The sequence below is a fragment of the Nocardia caishijiensis NBRC 108228 genome (assembly GCF_001612825.1).
Classification (GTDB): domain Bacteria; phylum Actinomycetota; class Actinomycetes; order Mycobacteriales; family Mycobacteriaceae; genus Nocardia; species Nocardia caishijiensis.
On record NZ_BDBE01000033.1, the window covers coordinates 208,918 to 216,385 of the forward strand.

The following is a 7,468-nucleotide window of genomic DNA, read 5'->3' on the forward strand; positions in this document are numbered from 1 at the left end:
GTTCGCGCCGTACCGCAGCGAAATCCGCCCCGGCCGTGCCGATGCGCAAAGTTCCCACGACGCAGACGAATGCCCCGGCCGCGCCGGTCCCGCAAGATCTCCCACGGAGCAGACGCATGCCTCGGCCGCCGCTATCTCAGCGACCGAGGCAGTTTCGAGGCATTCAGTCGACCGGAGCGTCCGGATAATCCTGCTGCCGGTGACCCCCACGCAGCGTCCCGTCCAGATACGCTGCCCGGCACGCGCGTCGGGCGATCTTGCCGCTCGAGGTCCGCGGAATCGAACCGGCGGGCACCAGCAGCACATCACGCACCGTCACCCCGTGCCTGCGCGAGATCGCCGCGCGCACCGTGTCGATGATCGGCCGCGGATCGAGTCTCGCCGCCCCCGAGCCGCGTTCGGCCACGACCACCAGTTGTTCGGCGATGTCGTCGGCGTCGGCCACGCGCACCGGTGCGGGCAATTGTCCCGCCGGAACCGAGAACGCCGCGATGAAACCCGGCCGCAGGGCGCTGCTCGCTTCCTGCGCCGAATACTCCAGGTCCTGCGGGTAGTGGTTACGCCCGTCGACGATGACGAGGTCCTTCACCCGGCCGGTGATGAACAGTTCCCCGTCGTAGTAGGCCCCGAAATCGCCGGTGCGCATCCAGGTGGCGTCCTCGGGTGTGCCCTCGGCCCGGCTGCCGACCGGATTCCGGGTCACCCGGTTGTGGAAGGTCCGCGCGGTCTCCTCGGGCCGACCCCAGTACCCGATGCCCATGTTGTCGCCGTGCAACCAGATCTCGCCGACCTCGCCGTCACGCCGCTCGATCCCCGTCTCGGGATCGACGATCACGGCCCACTGCGACCTGGCGACATACCCGCACGACACCTGCGCCACCGCTTGCGCGGCGTGCTCGTCGACCTCGACCATGCGGCCCGCGTTGAGCTTGCCCCGGTCCACGTAGACCACCCGCGCCTCGTCCTCGCGTCGGGTCGCCGACACGAACAGCGTCGCCTCGGCCATCCCGTAGCAGGGTTTGATGGCGGTCTTGGACAGCCCGAACGGCGCGAACGCCTCGTTGAACTTGCGCATCGAGGCCACCGACACCGGTTCGCTGCCGTTGATCAGCCCGATCACGTTCGACAGATCGAGAGTCTCGTCCCCCTTGGGCAATCCGCGCACCGCAGCATGCTCGAACGCGAAGTTCGGTGCGGCCGAATAGATCTCGGCACCGTCGGCTTGGGCGGCGAGTTCCTTGATCCAGCGCGACGGCCTACGAACGAACGCACTGGGCGACATGATGGTGATGAACTTGCCGCCGATGGTCGGCAGGATCACCGTGAGCAACCCCATGTCGTGGAACAGCGGCAGCCAGGTGACACCGCGCGCGTTCTCGGTGATGCCGATGGCGTCGATCATCTGGAGCAGGTTGGTACCGACCGAACGGTGGGTGATCTCCACCCCGGCGGGGACCCGGGTGGACCCGGAGGTGTACTGCAGATAGGCCACACTGTCGATCGAGATATCGGGCCTACGCCAACGCGACCCCACCGCATCGGGAATCGCCTCGACGGCAATGATTCTCGGCTTGCGCGCAGTCGGCTGTTCGCGGAAGAAATTGCGCACCCCCGCCGCCGATCCGGTGACGGTGAGCACCGCGGCGGGCTCGCAATCACCGAGCACCGCGTGCAACCGGTCGCTGTGGCCCTGCTCCTCCGGGTCGAACAACGGCACCGCGACATTGCCCGCGTACACCGCCGCGAACAGCGCGACCACGTAGTCGAGCCCCTGCGGCGCGAGCACCGCCACCCGGTCGCCCGGCTCGGTGACCTGCTGCAACCGCGCCGCCACCGCGCGCAACCGCACCCCGAACTCACGCCAGGTGAGTTCCTGGTATTCGCCGTCGCGTTCCCGCGAGTAGTCGATGAACCGGTAGGCCAGTTCGTCGCCGTTGGCCTCGCTGTGCTTGTCGACGAAGTCGATGAGCGTCTGGTCACCGGGGATGCGGATGGCGCCCTGCTCGTCGAGGTAGTCGTCGAGTGTCTCGCCGATCATCAGAACCGCCCGAAAGCCAGGGCCACGTTGTGCCCGCCGAAGCCGAACGAATTGTTCACCGCGTAGTCGATGCGGCCCGCCCGCGCCTGACCCGAGACCACGTCGAGGTCGATCGCGGGGTCCTGGTTCTCCAGGTTCAGCGTGGGCGGGACGATGCTGTCGCGCACGCTGAGCACGGTGATCACCGATTCGAGCGCACCGACCGCGCCGATCGAGTGCCCGAGTGCCGACTTCGGCGCGTACACCGACGCGTGCGAGCCGATGGCCTTGCCGATCGCGTTGGCCTCGGCGGTGTCGCCGATGGGGGTGGCGGTGGCGTGGGCGTTGATGTGGGTGACATCGGTGCGGCTGATACCGCCGGTCTGCATGGCCCGCGTCATGGCCCGGGCCGCACCGGTGCCGTCGGGATCGGGTGCGACCAGGTGGAAACCGTCGGAGGTGACACCGGCACCGAGCAGGCGCGCGTGGATCGTCGCCCCGCGCGCCTTGGCATGGGCCTCGGTCTCGATCACCATCATCGCCCCGGCCTCGCCGAAGACGAAGCCGTCGCGGTCGACGTCGAACGGGCGCGAGGCACCCTTGGGGTCGTGATTGCGGGTGCTCATGGCACGCATCTGGGTGAACGCCGCGATCGGCACCGCCTGGATGCACCCTTCCACCCCACCGGTCACCACCATGTCGGCATCGCCCATCATGATCATCCGCCACGCGTTGGCGATGGCCTCCGAACCCGACGAGCAGGCCGACACCGGGGTGGAAACCCCTGCGCGAGCGCCCAATTCGACGCCGACACAGGCGGCGGCACCATTGGGCATCATGGCCGCCACGGTCTGTGGCGACACCTTCCGGTAGCCGCCGTTGGACAGCTTGTCGCGCGCGTAGAGCAGGGATTCGGCCCCGCCGAGACCAGTGCCGATCGAGACACCGAGCCGATCCAGGTCCACCTCGGGACTGCCCGCGTTGCGCCAGACCTCACGTCCGAGCACCACGGCCATCTGCTCGACGTAGGACAACCGGCGCGCCTCCTCGCGGGTGAGCGAGGCGGCCGGGGACACCTTCAGGTGACCACCGATCCGCACCGGCAGGTCGAAGTCGTCGATGAAGGAGTCCTCCAGGACGTCGATCCCGCTCTCGCCGTTGAGCAGACCTTTCCAGGTCGAGTCGACGTCGCCCGCGATCGACGTGGTCGCCGCAAGGCTCGTGACCACGATGTCCGTCATAATTCTTCGCTCACTCTCTCTAGCTATGCCACGACTGATCGGGAACCGCTGATGGAGCTGAACTGGTGAAGCGTAGAGAATGGCACCGCGTTTCGCCAGGTGCCTTGTGCCGGGTCTACTCTCGGCGACGACCGGCAACATTACCGACTCTTGCTTTTCCCTGCAGCGAAAGGGCACGAGCGTGGCCAGGAACCTCACCCAGCTGGAACTGCTGATCGAATTGGAAGATGTTGCCGCGCGCAATGTCGACCGTCATCTATCGATGGCCAAGGACTGGCATCCGCACGATTACGTCCCGTGGGAGCAGGGCCGCAATTTCGCGTCGATGGGTGGAATCGATTGGGCGCCGGAACAATCCGCGCTGAACGACGTGGCCAAGGCGGCGATGGTCACCAACTTGCTCACCGAGGACAATCTGCCCTCGTATCACCGGGAGATCGCCGAGAACTTCTCCCAGGACGGCGCCTGGGGTACCTGGGTGGGCCGGTGGACCGCCGAGGAGAACCGGCACGGCATCGTCATCCGCGACTATCTGGTCGTCACCCGCGGCGTCGATCCGGTCGCGCTGGAGAACGCGCGCATGATCCACATGACCAACGGCTACTCGGCCATGTCGGTGGTCGACGAGAAGGCCGGGGCCTTCGACGTGCGGGTCACCTCCGGAGCCGGTTTCCTGTACTCGGTGGCCTACGTGACCTTCCAGGAGCTGGCCACCCGGGTGAGCCACCGCAACACCGGCCGGGTCTGTGACGATCCGATCGCCGACCGCATGCTCGCCCGTATCGCCGCCGACGAGAACCTGCACATGATCTTCTACCGCAATCTGTGCGCGGCGGCCCTCGACCTGGCTCCCGACCAGGCGATGGAGGCCATCGCGACCATCGTGATCGGCTTCCAGATGCCGGGCGCCGGGATGCCGGGCTGGCGTCGGAACGGAGTTCTGATGGCCAAGCACGGTATCTACGATCTGCGCCAGCACCTCGAGGAGGTCCTGCTGCCGGTCCTGCGCAAATGGAACATTTTCGAGCGCGACGATTTCGGTGCGCGGGGGCAGAAGGCGCGCGACGATCTGGCCGCCTTCCTCGACCGGCTGCGCCAGGACGTGGTGCGCTTCGAGGAGCAGCGTGATCGCGCACTCGCGCGGCAACGTCAGCTGGTCTGATCCAGCGCGGGCGGCAACCGGTGCTCCTGCGGCCGGATCGCCGCCCGCGCATGGTGTTTGTTGCGATACATCGCGGCGTCGGCGGCCTGTAGCAGTTCGTCGGCGGCGGCAGGTGGCTGGTCGAAGAAGGCGGTTCCGATGCTCACACCCACGGCGAGCATGTGCCCGTCCACCTCGAGCGGCGCCGACAGCGCGGCCATCAGCTCGTCGGCCAGGACGGTCAACGCCTGCTCCCCGGCGCACTTCTCGACGAGCACGAGGAATTCGTCGCCACCGATCCGCGCGGGCAGCGCCGCGAGCGGGCCGAGGGTGTCGCGCAGCCGGTCGCCGACCACCCGCAGCACCCGGTCACCGATGGTGTGGCCCCACAGGTCGTTGATCTCCTTGAAGCCGTCGAGATCCAGGTAGCAGACGCCGACCGGTGGTTCGGCGTCCGCTAGTCGGCTGAACAGGTGCGACCGGTTCGGCAGGCCCGTGAGCGCGTCGTGATTGGCGTCGTGCCACAACCGGTCGGCCAGCTGCTTGCGTTCGGTGACGTCGACCGCGACACCGACGAGGAACCGGATAGCGCCCTCGGCGTCGCGAACCGCCGACATCGACAGGTCGATCGAGGTGATCCGCCCGTCGTCGCGGATGTGTTCGGTCTCGGTCCGGAAGCTCTCCGACTCCCCCGCCACCATCCGTTGCAGTTCGACGAACGCCTCGTTGAGGTTCGCCGGGCCGAGGATGTCGGCGACCGTGCGCCCCACCATCGACTCCGGGGTCTGCCCGAGCATCCTGGCCAACGTCAGGTTGCAGTTCACAACGCTGCCGGTCATGTCTACGGTGCCGATACCGACCAGCGCACCGTCGAACACGGCCTCGAAACGGGCCTCCGACAGCGCGCGCCGGTCTTCGGCCTCCTGTGCCGCCGACAGCACCGCGGCCAGCGTCTGCTCCTGTTCGGCCAGCGCCGCGGCCCGCAACGCCGCGGTGAAGCCCGCCGCGAAGTCACCCGCCAAACCGACGGCGCGACTGCGGATTTCGGCACGAGCCGGATCGTCGGGTCCGGCGGCGGCGTGCTCGACGAGTTCGGTACACAACACCGGAACCGTGCGGCTCACCGCCGCCGGATCACGGTAGTTCGCCGCGACCAGCATGCGTGCCGCCTGCCGCGCGACATCGGGGTCTTCCCCGCCGCGGGCGGCGTCGATCAGGCCGGTGCACAGGGCGGCGAGCATGTCCTCGATCTGGGAGCGGGTGAGCGTGGGAGCTACCACACCGTCGAGCGCGTCAGCCCACCGCTGCGCCAGCTCCCAAGACCCCACCGCTCATCCGCCCCTGTCGTCTCTCGCACCGCCGTGACGACGGGCTCAGCCCTTGCGCGCGACACCGCCGAGCCCGAGCGAACGCCCGGGCTTCTCGTGCTGATCGCGCTCCGACTCCGGCCGCCACACCGGCAGTTCCACCACGCCCGGCGACTCCAGATCCCAGCCCTCGAACATGGCGGCAATCGCGTCCTTCGGCCGGAAGTGGATACCGACCCGATTCTCGTTCGCCGCGTTCGCGCTCAGTTTACCCGCGTCCTCCGGCCGCAATTCCGAGGTCAGGTGGGAGATGGCGACGAAGCTGCCCGGTGCGACGACCTCGCGCAGCGCGCCGACCTTCCCGGCCGGATCATCGTCGTCGGCCACCAGATGCAACACCGCGATCAGCAGCAAGCCGACCGGCTCGGTGAAGTCGATCAGCCCCGTCTCCCGCACGGCGGCCAGCAGGTCGTCGGTCTTGCGCAGGTCGGCCTCGATCGCGCCCGCCCGCTCGTTGCCGTGCAGGATGGTGCGTGAATGCATGACCGCCACCGGATCGATGTCGACGTAGAGCACCCGCGCCCGCGGGTCGAGTTCGTGCACGATCTCGTGGACATTGCCCGCGGTGGGAATGCCGGAACCGATGTCGAGGAACTGGCGAATACCCGAATCGAGCATGAACCGGACCGCGCGCCGAAGGAACGCCCGGTTGCTCAGTGCCAACCGAGGCAGGTCCGGCACCAGTTTGGTTCCCATCTCGGCGGCCATCCGGTCGACCGCGAAATTGTGCGAACCGCCGAGTAGTGCGTCGTACATCCGAGCCGGGCTCGGTTGCTGCATGTCGACACCGTCCGGTGCCCAGGCAGGCCTGTCCATCGCTGATCAACCCCTGTCTTTCCGCGCCGCACCCCGGCGGCATTCGATGATCGTAGACGTCGACACCGACATCGGCGCGGCTCGGTTCACTTGCCCGCCCCGTACGGCTGCGCCCACAGCGGCGCCACGTCCGGCGTCATCGTCGCGACCACCGGCACTCCGGCGGCGAGGAAGTTCTCCAGCGCCCGCCGCATATGGTCGGCGGAAGTGATGAGCACGGCTTTGTGCACACCGAGGGCCGCCATCAGCTGCGCCGAGAACTTCGCGTTCTGCAGGGTGGACCCAGCTTCGGTCTCGGCGTGCAGCCGGTGCCGTGCCACCCCGCGCACGTGCAGCCAGTCGGCCATCACCTGCGCCTCGGTGACCCCGTTGCGTGGGTTGCCGCCGGTGACGATCACCGGAGAGGCCGGTGACATGTAGGCCTGCACGAGCGCGGCGTGCAACCGGTTGCTCAGCTCGGCGCGCATGGTTCCGTCGGGTTGCAGTCCGTAGCCGAGCACGACGATCGCCGTCTCGGGCCCGTAGGTGTCGGGCAGATCGATACCTGCCGCTCCCGCAAGGGAATTCGCGGCACCGAGCATGTCGGCGGTGACCCGGTCGGTGATGCCAGCCAGCGGGTCCGGCGTGGGTTCGGCCGCTGCCGGTGCGGCGGTGAGCACCGCCCCGATGAGGGCGGCGGGAAGCACGAGTGCGGCAGCGCCGCGACGAAGAACGTGATGAGTGAGACGGTCCATGCGACAACCTCCAGAGCGACGTCGCCTCATGGTGACGGACCGGCGCTCCCGCCGCTGCCAAATCCGAAACATTCGCTGGTCGGTTCTGTTTCGCGTTCGGACCTGCCCGGAAACGACGAAAGCCCCCTGACCGTAGTCAGAGGGCTTTCGTG

At 68.0% G+C, this 7,468-nt stretch carries 6 protein-coding genes; 1 reads left to right on the forward strand and 5 read right to left on the reverse strand.

Annotated elements, in window-relative coordinates:
- Positions 1-163 precede the first annotated feature (163 nt).
- Positions 164-2,038, reverse strand: a complete 1,875-nt coding sequence (gene fadD32 / locus NC7_RS18205; RefSeq protein ID WP_067984663.1) for a long-chain-fatty-acid--AMP ligase FadD32 — start codon at positions 2,036-2,038, stop codon at positions 164-166.
- On the reverse strand, positions 2,038-3,258 hold the full coding sequence (locus NC7_RS18210) for a KasA/KasB family beta-ketoacyl-ACP synthase (RefSeq protein WP_067984664.1): 1,221 nt from the start codon (positions 3,256-3,258) through the stop codon (positions 2,038-2,040). The genes fadD32 and NC7_RS18210 overlap by 1 nt, the downstream gene beginning before the upstream one ends.
- Before the next feature lie 181 nt (positions 3,259-3,439).
- Here NC7_RS18210 and NC7_RS18215 point away from each other — a divergent pair, with 181 nt between their 5' ends.
- Positions 3,440-4,420, forward strand: coding sequence for an acyl-ACP desaturase (locus NC7_RS18215; RefSeq protein ID WP_067984670.1), 981 nt, complete (start codon positions 3,440-3,442; stop codon positions 4,418-4,420).
- Here NC7_RS18215 and NC7_RS18220 read toward each other — a convergent pair.
- The 3 genes from NC7_RS18220 to NC7_RS18230 all read right to left on the reverse strand — a co-directional run bounded on the left by NC7_RS18220 (position 4,408) and on the right by NC7_RS18230 (position 7,316).
- Positions 4,408-5,727 carry a sensor domain-containing diguanylate cyclase gene (locus NC7_RS18220; RefSeq protein WP_067984672.1) on the reverse strand — a complete coding sequence of 440 codons (1,320 nt, stop codon included), beginning with the start codon at positions 5,725-5,727 and terminating at the stop codon, positions 4,408-4,410. The two genes, NC7_RS18215 and NC7_RS18220, sit on opposite strands and share 13 nt — an antisense overlap.
- Before the next feature lie 45 nt (positions 5,728-5,772).
- Positions 5,773-6,582, reverse strand: a complete 810-nt coding sequence (locus NC7_RS18225) for an SAM-dependent methyltransferase (RefSeq protein ID WP_067984674.1) — start codon at positions 6,580-6,582, stop codon at positions 5,773-5,775.
- A gap of 86 nt (positions 6,583-6,668) precedes the next feature.
- Complete coding sequence (locus tag NC7_RS18230) at positions 6,669-7,316, reverse strand: YdcF family protein (protein ID WP_084458575.1); 648 nt, start codon at positions 7,314-7,316, stop codon at positions 6,669-6,671.
- Positions 7,317-7,468 lie beyond the last annotated feature (152 nt).